At 56.2% G+C, this 15966-nt stretch carries 16 protein-coding genes; 13 read left to right on the top strand and 3 right to left on the bottom strand.

The window, feature by feature from the left end:
• Positions 1-432, bottom strand: a complete 432-nt coding sequence (locus AC2A1E_RS09245) for a tripartite tricarboxylate transporter TctB family protein (RefSeq protein WP_484383489.1) — start codon at positions 430-432, stop codon at positions 1-3.
• Positions 433-446: 14 nt separating this feature from the next.
• A complete protein-coding gene (locus tag AC2A1E_RS09240; protein WP_484383488.1) occupies positions 447-1427 on the bottom strand; it encodes a Bug family tripartite tricarboxylate transporter substrate binding protein in 981 nt (326 codons plus the stop codon).
• A 122-nt stretch (positions 1428-1549) separates the two neighbouring features.
• On the opposite strand from AC2A1E_RS09240, the gene tctD reads away from it, so the two are divergent.
• Both tctD and AC2A1E_RS09230 read left to right on the top strand, forming a co-directional pair.
• A complete protein-coding gene (gene tctD / locus AC2A1E_RS09235; RefSeq protein WP_484383487.1) occupies positions 1550-2224 on the top strand; it encodes a transcriptional regulator TctD in 675 nt (224 codons plus the stop codon).
• Entirely contained in the window at positions 2211-3623 is a 1413-nt protein-coding gene (locus AC2A1E_RS09230; protein WP_484383486.1) for a sensor histidine kinase, read from the top strand. The genes tctD and AC2A1E_RS09230 overlap by 14 nt, the downstream gene beginning before the upstream one ends.
• Positions 3624-3638: 15 nt before the next feature.
• Here the strand turns inward: AC2A1E_RS09230 and AC2A1E_RS09225 are convergent, their stop codons facing one another.
• Complete coding sequence (locus tag AC2A1E_RS09225) at positions 3639-4538, bottom strand: DMT family transporter (RefSeq protein WP_484383485.1); 900 nt, start codon at positions 4536-4538, stop codon at positions 3639-3641.
• A 108-nt stretch (positions 4539-4646) separates the two neighbouring features.
• Between AC2A1E_RS09225 and AC2A1E_RS09220 the strand changes: the two genes are divergently transcribed.
• The 11 genes from AC2A1E_RS09220 (at position 4647) to AC2A1E_RS09170 (ending at position 15729) form a co-directional block, all read left to right on the top strand.
• Positions 4647-5420, top strand: a complete 774-nt coding sequence (locus AC2A1E_RS09220) for an AraC family transcriptional regulator (protein ID WP_484383484.1) — start codon at positions 4647-4649, stop codon at positions 5418-5420.
• Positions 5421-5619: 199 nt separating this feature from the next.
• The gene (locus AC2A1E_RS09215; RefSeq protein ID WP_484383483.1) at positions 5620-6741 is read left to right on the top strand and encodes a DUF3410 domain-containing protein; all 1122 of its coding nucleotides are present in this window, start codon (positions 5620-5622) and stop codon (positions 6739-6741) included.
• 89 nt (positions 6742-6830) lie between these two features.
• On the top strand, positions 6831-7841 hold the full coding sequence (locus AC2A1E_RS09210; RefSeq protein ID WP_484383482.1) for an aspartate-semialdehyde dehydrogenase: 1011 nt from the start codon (positions 6831-6833) through the stop codon (positions 7839-7841).
• Positions 7841-8662 (top strand): tRNA pseudouridine(38-40) synthase TruA, encoded by an 822-nt coding sequence (gene truA / locus AC2A1E_RS09205; RefSeq protein WP_459401977.1) that lies wholly within the window; start codon positions 7841-7843, stop codon positions 8660-8662. Before AC2A1E_RS09210 ends, truA begins: the two co-directional genes overlap by 1 nt.
• A gap of 80 nt (positions 8663-8742) precedes the next feature.
• Positions 8743-9405 (top strand): DedA family protein, encoded by a 663-nt coding sequence (locus AC2A1E_RS09200; RefSeq protein WP_484383481.1) that lies wholly within the window; start codon positions 8743-8745, stop codon positions 9403-9405.
• A 233-nt stretch (positions 9406-9638) separates the two neighbouring features.
• Entirely contained in the window at positions 9639-10547 is a 909-nt protein-coding gene (gene accD / locus AC2A1E_RS09195) for an acetyl-CoA carboxylase, carboxyltransferase subunit beta (RefSeq protein ID WP_484383480.1), read from the top strand.
• A 120-nt stretch (positions 10548-10667) separates the two neighbouring features.
• Positions 10668-11933, top strand: a complete 1266-nt coding sequence (gene folC / locus AC2A1E_RS09190) for a bifunctional tetrahydrofolate synthase/dihydrofolate synthase (RefSeq protein WP_484383479.1) — start codon at positions 10668-10670, stop codon at positions 11931-11933.
• A complete protein-coding gene (gene dedD / locus AC2A1E_RS09185; protein WP_484383478.1) occupies positions 11934-12659 on the top strand; it encodes a cell division protein DedD in 726 nt (241 codons plus the stop codon).
• A 291-nt stretch (positions 12660-12950) separates the two neighbouring features.
• Complete coding sequence (gene cvpA, locus AC2A1E_RS09180) at positions 12951-13451, top strand: colicin V production protein (protein WP_459401982.1); 501 nt, start codon at positions 12951-12953, stop codon at positions 13449-13451.
• Positions 13452-13472: 21 nt separating this feature from the next.
• The gene (gene purF, locus AC2A1E_RS09175; RefSeq protein WP_484383477.1) at positions 13473-14990 is read left to right on the top strand and encodes an amidophosphoribosyltransferase; all 1518 of its coding nucleotides are present in this window, start codon (positions 13473-13475) and stop codon (positions 14988-14990) included.
• Positions 14991-15156: 166 nt separating this feature from the next.
• Positions 15157-15729 (top strand): UbiX family flavin prenyltransferase, encoded by a 573-nt coding sequence (locus AC2A1E_RS09170; protein ID WP_484383476.1) that lies wholly within the window; start codon positions 15157-15159, stop codon positions 15727-15729.
• Positions 15730-15966 lie beyond the last annotated feature (237 nt).

Below are 15966 nucleotides of genomic sequence, written 5' to 3'. Positions count from 1 at the left end.
TTAGCTCAGCCAGACGCCGAGTGGCAGCGTGACATCGAGTAAATAATCAAAGGCGAAGAACAGCGACACGCCCATCACTGCGCCAGAGATCAACGCGGCCATTATCGTGGCCTGGAACAGCAGACCGATGCTGAAGGTCAGCAGCGCCGTCGCCAGCGGGAAGCCGAGCCATTCAAATCCCCAGGCGTACAGCACCAGCGTCACGATCAGCACCAGCAAACGCTGTAGCACTTTTTTATTGGGCCATTCGATAATCTGTGGCCTGCGCACCAGCAGCAGTGCTGCACACAGAGCCATCAGGCCGAGGATAGCCAACGGAAAGGGGCGTGGCCCCAAGGGTTCATAGCTGTATTCGCTTTGAATGCCCCAGCCGATAAACAGGCCGCCGAGGCATAACAACAGCCAGATACAAGCAAAAATACGATCGCTCATAGGGTGCCTCGGGGTTATTTGGCCAGACCGAACGCTTTTGCCTGTTCACGGTACTGGTTCACCTGATTTTTCACGTAGGCATCCAGTTCCTGACCGGTCATGTTGAACTCAAACAGACCGCGCAGATCGCGTTGTTTCTTGAATTCGTCGGTGGCCATGGTTTTTTTGAAGGTGTCGATCCACCACTGATACTCTTCTTCGCTGACTTTCGGGCCAACGTAGAAACCACGGATGATCGGCCAGACCAGATTAAAACCTTGCTCCTTGGCGGTAGGCACGCTGGCCAACTCACCCGGCAGGCGCTCTTCGGCATACACCGCCAGCACGCGGATTTTATCGCCCTGTAGGTGGGGCACCATCTCGCTCAGATCGCCGGATACCGCCTGAATGTGGTTGCCCAACAGCGCGGTGACCGGTTCGCCGCCGCCTTCAAACGCCACGTAACGCATCTTGTGTGGATCGATACCCACTTCGCGCGCCAGCAACGCGGTTTTCATCCAGTCCTGGCTGCCGATGGAGGCACCGGCACCAAATACCACGCTGTTCGGATCTTTTTTGAATGCCGCCATCAGATCTTGCAGCGTTTTGTAAGGCGAGTCGGCACGAACCGCGATCATGCCGTAATCGGTACCCACGGCGGCCAGCCACTTCACGTCATCCACGTTGTAGCGGCCAAACTTCCCTTGCGACAGGTTCAGCAGTGAACCGCCAGAGAAGGCCACTACGGTGCCGAATTCCGCCGGGCGCTGAGCGACGATGGCGTTATAGGCGACGGCGCCGACGCCACCGGGCATGTAGGTGACACGCATCGGCTTGTCGATCGCCTTGGTTTCCTGTAATGAAACCTGGATCAGTTTGCAGGTAAGATCGAACCCGCCGCCGGGTTTGGCCGGGGCGATACATTCAGTGCGGCTCGGAGCTTCAATGGCGAATGCCTGGTTAGCGGCAAGCAGCAGCGCAGTAGCGGTCAGTGTACGGGTAATTATTGTTTTCATTGCTTTTCCCATCAGTTTTGTTTTGGATTGTGAGAGTCCCCGCTGACACGGGGTTGCTGAATTGTTAAAACAATAACCTTTCATTTACCTTTCACCGGGCTGCAAAGTTTACAGGATGTGATATGCGTCTCTTGTTAGTAGAAGATCACCCCGAGTTATCTCATTGGCTGCAAAAGGCCCTGACCGGCTTGGGATTTGCGGTGGATGTCGCCGCCGACGGGCTGATCGCCGATCACCTGCTCTTGCACGAAAGCTATGCGCTGGTGGTGCTGGATGTGGCGTTACCGCGGCTGAATGGTCTGGAGCTGCTGGCACGGCTACGCAAGCGCGGGCAGGAGCTGCCGGTGCTGTTGTTGACGGCGCGGGCCGACGTGGCCGATCGCGTTAAAGGGTTGAACCTGGGTGCTGATGACTACCTCACCAAGCCGTTTGAACTGAACGAGCTGGAAGCGCGCATTCGGGCGCTGCTGCGCCGCAGCGTTGGTAGTATGCAGCGGGCGCTGAAGTTCGGTGCGCTGACTTATCACGACGAAGGGTATTTCCTGCTGGGGGAAAAACCGTTAGCGCTGACGCCGCGTGAGTTGGCGGTGCTGACCGCCTTGATGCATCGCCGTGGCCGCCCGGTCGCCAAGCAACAACTGTTTGAGCAGATATTTACCCTGTCTGATGAAGCCAACCCGGAAAGTATTGAGCTGTATGTGCACCGGGTACGCAAAAAGCTACAGGGCAGTAACGTGATGATTGTGACGTTGCGCGGCTTGGGCTACAGCCTGGAGTTATGCGATGAAGTGGTTTAAAGCGCCGCGCTCGCTGTTTAACCAGTTGCTGCTGTTCTTTGGCTTGCCGTTGCTGGCGTTGGGGGGGATCTCAATCTACACCCACTATTTCAGTGCGATGAACGCCGCAACGCTGGCTTACGATCGCACGCTGCTGGCTTCGGCGCGCACGGTGGCGGAACGGCTGGTGGTGCGCAATCAGCGGCTAGAAGTGGATGTGCCTTACGTGGTGCTCGACAGTTTTGAACGCAACATGAACGATCAGCTTTACTATCAGGTGATCTCCCCAGAGGGCAAAAGTATCTCCGGCTACAGCGATCTGCCCGAGATGCCTGCCTATATTCCACGCTCCAATCTTTACCCGGCGTTAGTGCATTTTTACGATGGTGACTACCGTGGCCGACCGATCCGCGTTGCGGCGCTGTTCCAACCGGTGAATGAATCCGGCGTGGTAGGGATGGCGACCATAATAGTGGCAGAAACGCTGGAATCCCGGCGCTATCTGGCGCGGCAGATGCTGCTGGCGGCGTTGCTGAGCCAGGGAACGGTGGTGGTACTGACCCTGATCCTGGCTTATGTGCTGCTGAAAAAGGTGCTGAAGCCGATGCGCAAGCTCTCCGGCATTATGCTGCGGCGCGATCCGGGGGAGTTAACCCCTTTGCCGATGGTGTTGCCGTGGTCCGAAATGCAGCCGTTGCTGCTGGCGTTCAACCGTTATATTGAGCGGCTGCGGGTGATGGTGGCACGTCAGGAGCGCTTTAGCGCCGATGCCTCTCACCAGCTCAGAACGCCACTGGCGGTGCTGAAAACTCAGGTGGGGGTGGCACTGGCCAGCAATCGGCCCGAACAGTGGCGGGAAAGCCTGGAGGGGATGAGCACCACCTTGGACAGTACCGTGGCGTTGACCGATCGCTTACTGCATCTTTCACGCCTGAAGGCGCATGAGCGAGATGCCGATCGCCAACTGCAACCGGTCGATCTGGCGCAGGTATTGCGCGATGCCTGTTTCTCACGTTTGCCACAGGCGCGCAGCAAGCGCATCGATCTGGGCTATGAAGGCGCTGAACAGTGCATGGTCGCCGGGGAGGCCTTGTTGCTCACTGAACTTTGCGCCAACCTGCTCGACAACGCGCTGAAATACACCCCGCCTCAGGGCATCGTGACCGCGCGTTTGGTGCTTGAAGGAAAACAGGGCGTGCTGGAGATTGAAGACAGCGGGCCGGGCATTGCTGCCGAACAGACCCAAGCGGCGCTCCAGCCGTTCCATCGGTTGGATAACGTGGGCGCTCAACCGGGGGCAGGATTGGGGCTGGCGTTGGTGAAAGATATCACCCATTACCACCGCACCCGCCCGGAACTGTTGACCTCTACTCTGCTAGGCGGTCTGCTGGTACGGGTGCGTTTTGAGTTGTTACTTTGATGTTTGGCCCGAAAGTCACTCTTTACAGGTAGCTGGCACTTTTTTCCGCCCCAGCGGAGTACGCAGGCGCTGCGAGAGGATCACGCCCAGCAGGGTAATGCCACCGCCAATCAGGTGATAGCTCTGCAAATGTTCTTGCAAGAACAGCACGGCGATAATAGCGGTGAATACCGGTGCCAGATTCATAAAGATCGAGGCGGTATTGGCCCCCAGGCGCATCACGCCTTGGATCCACAGGAACGGCGCAAGAATAGACGCCGGAATACCGGCAAACAGCACCAGCGGGATGTTTTGGCTGTTAAGCTGTACATCCGGCGTCAGCAGGAAGTTAGGCAGCAACAGCAGCACGCCGAACAGGATCTGCACGTACAAGGATTGCCAGTTTGGCAAGGCGATCGCCCAACGTTTGGTGAGCACGCCGTACAGTGCGTAAGACGCCGAAGCGGCAAACATCATCAGTTCGCCTGGGCCGATACCATGCTCCAGCAAGCGCCCCGGTTGACCGGCGCTCACCAGCCACACCAGACCACCCAGCGACAGAACAGTGCCCAGCGCGATGCCGACGGTAGGGGCGACACGTAGCACGACAATGCTGATTAACACGGTCAAGAGCGGGATCAGCGAGTTAAGAATGCCCATAAACAGCGCGCTGACGCTGTGCGCGGCGTAATACGCCAGGCTTTGGTACAGCACCATCCCCAACAGGCCGAGGATCAGCAGTTTCCACCAGTTGGTGCGCACCGCTGGCCAGTTGCGGATCACGCCCGGTAGTGCAAAAGGCGTCAGAACGATTAACGCCAGCAGCCAGCGGTAGAAGGAGATCGCCGCCGGATCGATGGCGGTTGCGGAAACTTTGCTGACGACGGCATTAATCGACCAAATCAGTACGGCCAGCAAGGGGAAAAGCATGTTCATGATAATTATTCTCAACAACGGATTACCTGCTGGCTAGTCTACCGGTGTCCGGTTTATTATATATAGTGATAATCAGACACTCTTTCGCGAAATCAAGACAACTTCACTATGGCTGAAACCCGCAATTATCCCACTGCACAGGTTACCGCACCGCACACCTTGTTCTTTCACTGCGAAGAGACCAATGCGGATACCGAATATTTGCCGCATAGCCACGACTGGGGGCAGTTGATTTGCGTAAAAACCGGCGTGATCGCCTTGAACATCGCCGGGCAGCGTTTTCTGGCACCACCGGAGTTTGCGGTCTGGCTGCCGATCGGCATGGAGCATTCCAGCTATAACCGCAAACCCGCACTGTTTCGCTCAATCAATATCGCCAAATCGCTGTGCGTTGGCTTGCCGGAACAGGCCTGTTTGATCAACGTGTCGCCGGTGTTCAGTGCGATTGTCGAAGATTGCCTGGCGCGGCGGATGTTGGAACCGCAGACCGAAGAGGATTTGCGTCTGTGCCGGGTGTTGATCGACCAACTGCGTATTTCGCCGATCCAGCAAACCTATCTGCCGACCTCACAGGACAAATTCCTGGCTCCGGTGCTGCAAGCGCTGGAACGTTGCCCATCGGATAACACCTCGCTGGCGGTATGGGCCGGGCGGGTGTATACCACTGAAAGAACCCTATCGCGTCGCTGCCAGCAGGAGCTCGGAATGTCGTTCAGCGAATGGCGCCAGCGCCTGCGCTTTTTGCACGCACTTTCGCTGCTCGAACAGGGGAAAACCGTGCAGGAGGTGGCGCTGGATGTCGGCTACAGCTCGGCTTCCGCGTTTATCGTGATGTTCCAGCAGGTTGCCGGCACTACTCCAGAGCGTTTTCGTCGCGCGTAACAACGTTTGGGGTTCTGTACCCTTCATACTTCAAGTTGCTTGGGTGTTGGCTGCCTTCGTTCACCCCAGTCACATAGTTATCTATGCTCCTGGGGCTTCTCTCCGTTGCCGCCTACAAGCAACTTGAATTATTTTGGGTATACGCCATTCGGTGGCACACTATTTTGCAGCTTGAGCGCCAATCCCGTCGGAGAATAACGTGAAGATTTTAGTTGATGAAAATATGCCCTATGCGGTGGAACTGTTTGGCCGCTTAGGTGAAGCGCTGGCCGTGCCTGGCCGCCCAATTCCGCGTAATGCGCTGGCCGATGCCGACGCGCTGATGGTGCGTTCGGTGACCAAGGTGAACCAGGAACTGCTGGCGGGCACCGGTATCGGTTTTGTCGGTACCGCCACCGCAGGCACTGACCACGTTGATGAAGCGTGGTTGCAACAGGCCGGTATTGGTTTCTCGGCGGCACCCGGTTGTAACGCCATTGCGGTGGTCGAATATGTCTTTTCTGCCCTGATGTTGTTGGCCGAACGGGATGGTTTTTATCTGCGCGATAAAACTGTCGGCATCGTCGGTGTGGGCAATGTGGGTTCCCGCCTGGATGCCCGCCTGAAAGCGCTGGGGGTGCGTACTCTGCTGTGCGATCCGCCGCGTGCCGATCGCGGTGATGCGGGTGAATTCTGGCCATTGGAAAAGCTGGTGGCTGAGGCCGATGTGCTGACTTTCCATACCCCACTCAACAAGTCCGGCCCGTATAAGTCGCTGCACTTGGCTAACGCGGATCTGCTCGACGCCTTGCCGGATGACCGTATTCTGATCAACGCCTGCCGTGGTGCGGTGGTGCATAACGCCGCCTTGCTCAAGGTGCTGGAACAGGGCAAACGGCTCAGCACGGTGCTGGATGTGTGGGAGCCGGAGCCGGAGCTTTCTCTGCCGCTGCTCGATTGGGTGGATATTGGCACCGCCCATATCGCCGGTTATACGCTGGAGGGCAAAGCGCGCGGTACCACCCAAGTGTTTGAAGCCTTCGCTCAACACCTGGGGCAACCACAGCAGATCGCGCTCGCTTCGCTGCTGCCGGTGCCGGAATTCAGCGAAGTCCGCCTCAACGGGCCGCTGGATGAAGGCAAGTTAAAACGATTGATGCACTTGGTGTATGATGTGCGCCGCGATGATGCGCCGCTGCGGAAAGTGGCTGGACTGCCGGGTGAGTTTGATCGTCTGCGCAAGCATTATCAGGAACGCCGCGAATGGTCTTCGCTGCGGGTGCTGTGTGATGACAGCGCCAGTGCAGAACTGCTGCACAAGCTGGGTTTTGGCGTTCAATAAGGTTGCCTTAAGCAAATGGGATTAACCTCTTTTATCCGGGCGGTGGTTTCACCGCCCGCTTGCAAATGAAATACTCTGGAGATGACCCAATGTCTGACGGCTGGAATATCGCTCTGCTTGGCGCGACGGGCGCAGTAGGTGAAGCGTTGCTGGAATTGTTACAGGAACGCCAGTTCCCGGTGGGTGAGCTCTATCCTTTAGCCAGTGAACGCAGCGCGGGTGCGACGGTGCGTTTTAATGGTAAATCCCTGTTGGTGGAAAACGCCGAGGAATTTGACTGGTCCCAGGCGCAGTTGGCGTTTTTCGTCGCCGGGACGGAAGCGGCCGCTCGCTATGCGGAGGAAGCGGGCAATATGGGCTGCCTGGTGATTGATACCAGCGGCCTGTTTGCTCTGGAACCGGATGTGCCACTGGTGGTGCCCGGCGTTAATCCGCAGGTGCTGGCGGATTACCGCAACCGCAATATCGTGGCGGTGGCCGACAGCATGGTGAGCCAACTGCTGACGGCGATTAAACCATTAACTGAACAGGCCGGGCTTTCTCGTTTGCACGTCACCACGCTAATGTCGGCTTCGGCACGCGGCAAAGTGGCGGTGGACGATCTGGCAGGCCAAAGCGCACGTTTGCTGAACGGTATTCCTGCCGAACCGGGCGTGTTTGCCAAGCAACTGGCGTTCAATATTTTGCCTTTGATGGCCGATGAGCAGGGCAGCGTGCGTGAAGAGCGCCTGATCGTCGATCAGGTGCGCAAAGTGCTACAGGACGAAGGGTTGCCGATCTCGGTAAGCTGCGTCCAGTCGCCGGTATTCTACGGCCACGCGCAGGTGGTGCACTTGGAAGCGTTGCGCCCGATCGCCGCAGAAGAGGCACGCCACGAACTGGAGCAGGCCGAAGATATTCAACTGAGCGAAGAAGACGATTATCCGACCCAGGTGACGGAAGCCTCCGGCAGCGATGTGCTGTGCATCGGTTGCCTGCGCAATGATTATGGCATCCCTGAAATACTGCAGTTCTGGTCGGTGGCCGACAACGTGCGCTTTGGCGGTGCGCTGATGGCGATCGAAACCGCTGAACGCCTGTTGCAGGAGCAGATGTACTGATGTCTGAAGTGGAGTTACCAACCCCTCCAATGCTGAAAATTGCGTTGGGGATTGAGTATGACGGCAGCCGTTACTATGGCTGGCAACGTCAGCAGGAAGTCACCAGCGTTCAGGCTTGCCTGGAAAAAGCGCTGAGCAAGGTCGCGGATGCGCCGATCGGCGTGTTCTGCGCCGGGCGTACCGACGCCGGGGTGCATGCCACCGGCCAGGTGGTGCATTTTGAGACCGCTGCGCGCCGCAAGGATGCCGCCTGGACGATGGGTGTTAACAGCCACCTGCCGCCGGATATTGCAGTGCGTTGGGTAAAGGAAGTCAGCAGTGATTTCCATGCACGCTTTAGCGCCACCGCCCGCCGTTATCGTTACATCATCTTTAACCATCGTTATCGCCCGGCGGTATTGCAGCAGGGGGTGACGCATTTTTATCACCCGCTGGATGCCGATCGTATGCATCGTGCGGCACAGGCGCTGTTAGGGGAGAACGATTTCACTTCTTTCCGCGCCGTGCAGTGCCAGTCGCGTACTCCGTGGCGCAACGTAAAGCAGGTTAAAGTGACGCGCTACGGCGAATATCTGGTGGTCGATATCAAGGCCAATGCGTTTGTGCATCATATGGTGCGCAATATCGTCGGCAGCCTGATGGAAATTGGCTGCGGCAATCAGGATGAAAACTGGATGGCTGAACTGCTGGCGTTGAAGGACCGCAATCTGGCGGCCGCAACGGCGCGGGCAGAGGGGTTGTATCTGGTCGCTGTCGATTATCCTGAGCAGTTTGCTTTACCCCGGCCACCGATGGGGCCGCTGTTTTTAGCTGACGATTAAGCCGCCTGATGGCAGATTAATGCGTTGTTCACTGGTGCAAGCGCTGGGTGGGAGAGACACTCGGTTAGACGAGAGAATTTATGGACATCATCAAATTTATCATTGATTTCATTTTGCATATTGACGTGCATTTGGCAGAGTTGGTGGCGCAATATGGCATGTGGGTGTACGCCATTCTGTTCCTGATCCTGTTCTGTGAAACCGGGCTGGTGGTGACGCCGTTCCTGCCGGGAGATTCTCTGCTGTTTGTCGCCGGTGCGCTGGCAGCACTGCCGTCTAACGATCTCAACGTGCACACCATGGTTGTTTTGATGGTGATCGCGGCAGTGATCGGTGATGCGGTCAACTATACGATTGGCCGGTTGTTTGGCGAGAAGTTGTTCAGCAACCCGGATTCAAAGATTTTCCGCCGTAGCTATCTGGATAAAACCCATCAGTTTTATGAGAAGCATGGGGGTAAAACCATTATTCTGGCGCGATTTGTGCCGATCGTACGGACATTTGCGCCGTTCGTCGCCGGGATGGGGCATATGTCCTATCGTCACTTCGCTGCGTATAACGTGATTGGTGCGCTAATTTGGGTGTTGCTGTTCACTTATGCTGGTTACCTTTTTGGCGACTTGCCGATCGTGCAGGAAAACTTGAAATTGTTGATCGTTGGGATCATCTTTGTTTCAATTCTGCCGGGCATTATTGAGATTTGGCGCCACAAACGCGCGGCTGCCCGCCAGCAAAAACAGTAAAAACAGCGCTTAACCTATCGGTTCGACCAGTTTTTTATCCACAGGACCGGGCCGATATGGTTTAATGAGCGACATTTATGGTCTGTTCCTGCGAACAACCTTGAAATCAGTGCCTCGGCAGCGCGCAGGTCGTGCTTGGTTCGGGGGCTTTTTCATTAGGTCTGTTTTCGGGGGGATTGTTACAGCATGAACAGCGGACTGGCGTCTGCCAGGTTCAAACAGAAAGGTCATCGATGAGCTGGATTGAACGAATTCTTAACAAGAGCAATATTACACAAACCCGTAAGGTGAGCATTCCCGAAGGGGTTTGGACCAAATGCGATAGCTGCGGCCAGGTTCTCTATCGTGCCGAGCTGGAGCGTAATCTTGAAGTCTGCCCTAAGTGCGATCACCACATGCGTATGTCGGCGCGTATGCGTTTGCATACCCTGCTGGACGAAGGCAGTGAAGTGGAACTGGGCAGCGAACTGGAGCCGAAAGACGTTCTGAAGTTCAAGGATTCCAAAAAGTATAAAGACCGCTTGGTGGCCGCACAGAAAGCGACCGGCGAGAAAGACGCGCTGGTGGTGATGAAAGGCACGCTGTACGGCATGCCGATCGTTGCGGCCTCTTTCGAATTCGCCTTTATCGGTGGTTCGATGTCTTCCGTGGTTGGTGCGCGCTTTGTGCGTGCGGTTGAGCAGGCGCTGGAAGATAATTGCCCGCTGGTCTGCTTCTCCGCCAGCGGTGGTGCGCGTATGCAGGAAGCGCTGATGTCGCTGATGCAGATGGCGAAAACCAGCGCGGCGTTGGCTAAATTGCAGGAGCGCGGTCTGCCGTACATCTCTGTACTGACCGATCCGACCATGGGCGGTGTTTCCGCCAGTCTGGCAATGCTGGGCGATATCAATATCGCCGAACCGAAAGCGCTGATTGGCTTTGCCGGCCCACGCGTGATCGAGCAGACCGTGCGTGAAAAACTGCCGCCGGGCTTCCAGCGCAGTGAGTTCCTGATCGAAAAGGGTGCGATTGACATGATCGTGCGCCGTCCGGTGATGCGTCAGACATTGGCAAGCATTCTTTCCAAGCTGACCAACCAACCGCAGCCGCAGTTTGATGATGCAGCCCCGGTTGCCGCACAAGAAAATCAGGCTGATGCCTGATCCGCAAAGGAGCGGCCGCACCGGTAACTGACCGGTGCGGTATTTCAATCGCTATGTTGTGGCTAAGCGCGGTTGAAAACGCAAAGCGTCGCCTTACGGGTATATGAAGCGATGGAATCCATGCAAAACCACTCAATTCCCCAAGCCACGTCGCCATTGAGCTCGTGGCTTTATTATCTGGAACGCTTGCACAGCCAGGCGATCGAACTCGGCCTGGAGCGCGTGCAGCGCGTTGCGGCACATCTTGATTTACTCACTCCTGCTCCCACGGTCTTCACCGTTGCCGGTACCAACGGCAAAGGCACCACCTGCCGCACGCTGGAAGCCATTCTGCTGGCCGCCGGGTTGCGCGTCGGTGTCTACAGTTCGCCGCACCTGGTGCGTTACACCGAACGGGTACGCGTTCAGGGTGAGGAGCTGAGCGAAGCGGAGCACAGCCGTTCATTGTCGGCCATCGAAGCCGGGCGCGGTGAAACTTCCCTGACGTACTTCGAATTCGGCACGCTGTCGGCGTTGCAACTGTTCAAACAGGCTAAGCTTGACGTGGTGATCCTGGAGGTCGGATTGGGCGGGCGCTTGGATGCCACCAATATTGTTAATCCGGACGTGGCGGTGGTGACCAGTATTGCTTTGGATCACACCGATTGGCTGGGTAACGACCGCGAGAGTATTGGCCGTGAGAAAGCGGGGATTTTCCGCAGCGGCAAACCGGCGATCGTCGGCGAACCGGATATGCCACACAGCATTCAGCAGGTGGCTGAGAGTTTGGGCGCTTCACTGTTTCGCCGTGGCGATGCCTGGAACTTCAGCGAGCAGGGTGAACGTTGGCAATGGGAAGGGTGTGGCACCCGGTTGACCAACTTGCCAATGCCGAACGTGCCGCTGGCGAATGCGGCCACCGCGTTGGCGGCGCTGCACTATGCTGCGCTTGAGATAGATGAGAAAGCAATTTTTGCCGGGTTGCAGCAGGCAGCATTGCCGGGGCGCTTCCAGATTGTGCAGCGGGACCCGCTGCTGATCCTGGATGTTGCGCATAACCCGCATGCGGCGGGCTATCTGGCCGGGCAACTGGCAAAATTACCGCGTAATGGTGGCAAGGTGCGGGCTGTGGTGGGCATGCTGTCAGATAAAGACATCGCCGGTACGCTGGCTTGCCTGAGCGGACAGGTGGATGCCTGGTACTGCGCCCCGTTGGAAGGCCCACGCGGTGCCAGCGTTGAGCTGTTGGCGCAGTATTTAACGGAACCGCAGCAGTTTGCCGACGTCCAAACGGCATGGCGTCAGGCAATGCAGGATGCAGATATTCAAGACATTGTGATCGTCTGTGGATCGTTCCACACCGTTGCCCATGTGATGGCGGCGCTAGACGAGAGGCGGGGAGTGTGAGTGGCAAGTAAATTTCAGAACCGACTGGTTGGCACTGTGATTCTGGTTGCCCTGGGGGTCATTATCCTGCCGGGGTTGCTGGACGGAAAAAAGAGACATTATGAGGATGAATTTGCGGCCATTCCTCTGGTGCCGAAACCGGGTGATGCGCACGAAACCGACGTGATACCGCCGGTGAATCAGCCGTTGCCAGCCCAGCCGCCGGAAGGTGCGGGAGCGCTGGTCGAGCAGCAGGCCGCGACCGAAGCAGCAACCCGGCAGGCGGCGAATCAACGGGGACAGCAGCAGGAACAGCAGCAGCCCGTGTTGGTGGCACCACCGCCGATCGAAACCAAACCGGTACAACAGCCCAAGCCGGTAGAAACCAAACCGTTGGAAGTGAAGCCAAAACCGGTAACACCGCCGAAGGTTGAACCTAAGCCGGAAGTGAAGCCGGAGACTAAGCCAGAACCAAAACCAGCGGCTGAGGAAAAAGCGCCGGTAGGGCAGGCTTATGTGGTGCAATTGGGGGCGCTGAAAAATGCCGCCAAGGTTAACGAGATCGTCGCATCGCTGCGTTTGTCTGGCTACCGAGCCTATACCGTGCCTTCAACGCCGGTACAGGGGGAGATTACCCGGATCTTCGTCGGCCCGGATGCATCGAAGCAGAAGCTGCAAGCGTCACTGCCTGCACTGAATGGCATCAGTGGCTTGAGCGGGCAGGTAAAGGCTTACAGCGCACGCTGAGTTGCTCCAGCTCACTCTTCTTCGGGGAGATGGGGCTGGAGAAACATCAGTAAAACTGTGCCTTTCAGCGACGAAACAACCTATGTAGGCGCGGCGATTAAGAAATTTTTTATCGCCGTTTTTTATTTGTTACGTGGCGGGAAATCCCCTACGCAAACGTTTTCTTTTTCTGTTAGAATTCGCCGCGAATTGGTCATACCCGATAACATTCGAGCGGTATCAGGGCAGTTAACGCTGATGCAGCCTGAAGGATAAAGGGGATGCAAGGGGCGATTCATTATTGGAATGGTCATGGTCTGGATTGATTACGTCATTTTAGCGTTGATTGGATTTTCGGCTCTGGTGAGCCTGATCCGAGGGTTTGTGCGTGAAGCCTTGTCACTGGTGACATGGGGATGTGCGTTCTTTGTTGCCAGCCATTTCTACCCTTACCTTGCAGCCTATTTCACTCGTTTTGAAGATGAACTGGTACGGAACGGCATCGCGATTGCCATTTTGTTTATCGCGACGCTGATTGTAGGCGCTATCGTTAACTATGTGATTGGTTCACTGGTAGAAAAAACCGGATTATCGGGCACCGATCGGGTGTTGGGCGTGTGCTTCGGCGCACTGCGCGGCGTACTGATCGTGGCGGCGATACTGTTTTTCCTGGATACCTTTACCACCCTGTCGCAAAGTGCGGACTGGAAACAGTCACAGCTTATCCCCCAGTTCAGCTATATCATCAGATGGTTTTTTGACTATCTGCAGAGCACGTCGAGTTTCTTACCGTCTCACTTACCGGGGCGGTAGCGGCTTAGAGGAAAAGACAACATGTGCGGTATTGTCGGTATCGCCGGTTTCATGCCGGTAAACCAGTCGATTTATGATGCGTTGATGGTGCTTCAGCACCGTGGGCAGGATGCCGCAGGCATCGTCACCATTGATGACCATAACGGGTTCCGTCTGCGTAAGGCAAACGGCCTGGTGAAGGATGTGTTTGAAGCACGCCACATGCAGCGTTTGCAGGGCAATATGGGGATCGGCCACGTGCGTTATCCGACGGCAGGCAGCTCCAGTGCTTCAGAGGCGCAACCTTTTTATGTCAACTCGCCGTTTGGCCTGACTCTGGCTCACAACGGCAATCTGACCAACGCCCATGAACTGCGCCAGAAGCTGTTTGAAAGTGGCCGCCGTCATGTCAATACGACCTCCGATTCCGAGATCCTGCTGAACGTGCTGGCTACCGAGCTTGACCGTTTCCAACATTATCCGCTGGAGTCAGATAACATTTTCACCGCGGTGGCGGCGATGCATCAGCAACTGCGCGGTGCTTACGCCTGCGTGGCGATGATTATCGGCCACGGCCTGGTTGCGTTCCGCGATCCGAACGGTATCCGTCCGTTGGTGATCGGCAAGCGTGAACTGGAGGATGGCCGCTGTGAATACATGGTGGCATCCGAGAGCGTCGCGCTGGATACGCTGGGCTTTGAGTTCCTGCGTGACGTTGCGCCGGGTGAAGCGGTGTACATCACCGAAAAAGGCCAGTTGTTTACTCGTCAGTGCGCCGAGAATCCAAAGAACAATCCGTGCCTGTTCGAATACGTCTATTTTGCCCGTCCTGACTCCTTTATGGACAAAATTTCGGTCTACAGCGCCCGCGTGCGCATGGGGCAGAAGCTGGGCGAAAAGATTGCCCGCGAATGGGAAGACCTGGATATCGACGTGGTGATCCCGATCCCGGAAACCTCTTGCGATATCGCGCTGCAAATCGCGCGTATTCTGGATAAACCCTATCGCCAGGGCTTTGTGAAGAACCGCTACGTTGGCCGCACTTTTATCATGCCGGGCCAGCAGGCTCGCCGCAAATCAGTACGCCGTAAGCTGAATGCCAACCGTGCCGAGTTCCGTGACAAGAATGTGCTGTTGGTGGATGACTCCATCGTTCGTGGCACCACCTCTGAGCAGATTGTGGAAATGGCGCGCGATGCCGGGGCAAAACGCGTTTATCTGGCTTCTGCCGCGCCAGAAATCCGTTTCCCGAACGTTTACGGTATCGACATGCCGAGTGCCACCGAGCTGATCGCCCACGGGCGTGAAGTGGACGAAATCCGTCAACTCATCGGTGCCGATGGCCTGATCTTCCAGGATCTGAACGATCTGATCGAAGCCGTGCGTGAAGAGAATCCGGATATTACCCAGTTTGAATGCTCAGTGTTCAATGGCATTTACGTGACCAAAGACGTTGACCAGAGCTATCTGGAATATCTTGAAACGCTGCGTAATGATGATGCCAAAGCATTACGCGGGCAGGCGGAAGCGGAAAACCTGGAAATGCATAACGAAGGCTAGGTTGCATTTTGGTTCTGCCAAAAGAGCTCCTCGCCAAAAAGGTGCACCGTGGCGTCCGCCGCGGTGCACACCTTTCTTCCCCCCGGCTTGCTTATCGATAAAGCTTGCTGCAAAGTCTGCGCTGATTCGACTATTCTAACCAGATATCCCCGCAGAGGCCCATTTCATGAAAAGACTCATTATCGGTATTTCCGGCGCCAGCGGCGCAATCTACGGCGTACGTTTGCTACAGGTATTACGTGGCGTCGAAGATGTGGAAACCCACTTAGTGATGAGTCATGCAGCGCGGCAGACATTGGCTCTGGAAACCTCGCTGAACCTGCGTGATGTGCAGGCATTGGCCGATGTGGTGCATGACGTGCGCGATATTGCCGCCACTATCTCTTCTGGTTCCTTCAAAACGCTGGGAATGGTAATTTTACCTTGCTCAATCAAAACCTTATCCGGTATTGTCAATAGCTATAGCGATGGTTTACTGACGCGAGCCGCCGATGTGGTGCTGAAAGAACGTCGGCCTTTGGTGCTGTGCGTGCGTGAAACACCGCTGCATCTTGGGCATTTGCGCCTGATGACGCAGGCGGCGGAGATGGGCGCGGTGATCATGCCGCCGGTGCCTGCTTTTTACCATCACCCGCAGAGCGTTGAGGATATTATCGATCAGACGGTTAACCGCGTGGTCGATCAGTTTGACATCGAGTTGCCGCAGGATTTATTTACGCGTTGGCAGGGTGTGAATTAACAAGCTAGCATCTAATTTAATACATTTGTGCAACCAAGCACTGATTTAGTGCGAAGTATGCACCATAATGATCCTGCTTCACCACGCTCACTGTTTCAGGGTTAGGTTTTTTGCGGGTTACGCATGGCGCGGCCTGTGCTGGCCGATCAATTTTTGCGGTTATCGTCCCAGGAAACAGTTTTCAACAGGTCGGAGTCGTTCCCTCCGTCTTGTAACAACCAATGTGGCACGATTACT

The organism is Serratia sp. HNCC26DJ206 (assembly GCF_057180605.1).
The sequence above is the reverse complement of the archived record's forward strand: the minus strand, read 5'-3'. Positions and strand labels throughout refer to the sequence as shown.

Excerpts from the sequence above, each read along its gene's own strand:
- AC2A1E_RS09200 (WP_484383481.1), top strand. The coding sequence starts at position 8,743 with ATGGACATCATCAAATTTATCATTGATTTCATTTTGCATATTGACGTG.
- purF (WP_484383477.1), top strand. The coding sequence starts at position 13,473 with ATGTGCGGTATTGTCGGTATCGCCGGTTTCATGCCGGTAAACCAGTCG.
- cvpA (WP_459401982.1), top strand. The coding sequence starts at position 12,951 with ATGGTCTGGATTGATTACGTCATTTTAGCGTTGATTGGATTTTCGGCT.
- accD (WP_484383480.1), top strand. The coding sequence starts at position 9,639 with ATGAGCTGGATTGAACGAATTCTTAACAAGAGCAATATTACACAAACC.
- AC2A1E_RS09225 (WP_484383485.1), bottom strand. The coding sequence starts at position 4,538 with ATGAACATGCTTTTCCCCTTGCTGGCCGTACTGATTTGGTCGATTAAT.
- AC2A1E_RS09210 (WP_484383482.1), top strand. The coding sequence starts at position 6,831 with ATGTCTGACGGCTGGAATATCGCTCTGCTTGGCGCGACGGGCGCAGTA.
- tctD (WP_484383487.1), top strand. The coding sequence starts at position 1,550 with ATGCGTCTCTTGTTAGTAGAAGATCACCCCGAGTTATCTCATTGGCTG.
- truA (WP_459401977.1), top strand. The coding sequence starts at position 7,841 with ATGTCTGAAGTGGAGTTACCAACCCCTCCAATGCTGAAAATTGCGTTG.
- AC2A1E_RS09170 (WP_484383476.1), top strand. The coding sequence starts at position 15,157 with ATGAAAAGACTCATTATCGGTATTTCCGGCGCCAGCGGCGCAATCTAC.
- AC2A1E_RS09220 (WP_484383484.1), top strand. The coding sequence starts at position 4,647 with ATGGCTGAAACCCGCAATTATCCCACTGCACAGGTTACCGCACCGCAC.
- AC2A1E_RS09245 (WP_484383489.1), bottom strand. The coding sequence starts at position 432 with ATGAGCGATCGTATTTTTGCTTGTATCTGGCTGTTGTTATGCCTCGGC.
- AC2A1E_RS09230 (WP_484383486.1), top strand. The coding sequence starts at position 2,211 with ATGAAGTGGTTTAAAGCGCCGCGCTCGCTGTTTAACCAGTTGCTGCTG.
- AC2A1E_RS09240 (WP_484383488.1), bottom strand. The coding sequence starts at position 1,427 with ATGAAAACAATAATTACCCGTACACTGACCGCTACTGCGCTGCTGCTT.
- folC (WP_484383479.1), top strand. The coding sequence starts at position 10,668 with ATGCAAAACCACTCAATTCCCCAAGCCACGTCGCCATTGAGCTCGTGG.